Here is a 461-nt window from a genome sequence, read left to right as displayed (position 1 = left end):
TCATATGAGGGGGCAGCAAGCAAAGAATGAAAAGAATGCTCAACGCATAGCGATGTGGCGGGACGCGTTCGCCGACAAGAGAACCGGTATCCACCAGACTATTCAGGACTTGCTGTGGAACTACGCGGCCTTTCGGACAACGGTGCGGATCGTTCGCCTCGCAAATGATGCCCGGGGCGCTCGTCCGCCGCTGAACCAAATGATCTTCAACATGGTCTCGGAGGGCTTCTGGTCTGGCCTGCTTCTCGGCACACGAAGGCTTCTGGACAGGGGGCCGTTAAGTGGTCCTAAGGGCGTCTAGTCCATTCGATCCGTGATCAAGGATGTGGAGGCGTGTCAATCCTGGCTTAACAGGCGTGTCTATGTCGAGCAGGTTCTTGGAGCCCATTACGATCTGGAGCGGCTGCAACAGGAAGAGCATGAAGCCCTCAGTGCCGCGAAGGGTGGCGTGGTGTGGGGAT

General features: G+C 57.3%; 1 pseudogene. It reads left to right on the top strand.

Annotated features, from left to right (window positions below):
- A pseudogene (locus tag AB1462_RS31940) lies at positions 1–301 on the top strand (hypothetical protein); the annotation flags it as partial.
- Positions 302–461 lie beyond the last annotated feature (160 nt).

It is taken from the genome of Pseudomonas sp. SB113, assembly GCF_040754745.1.
Lineage (GTDB): Bacteria > Pseudomonadota > Gammaproteobacteria > Pseudomonadales > Pseudomonadaceae > Aquipseudomonas > Aquipseudomonas grimontii.
Note: the sequence above shows the minus strand (reverse complement) of the source record. Positions and strands in the feature narration are given on the sequence as shown.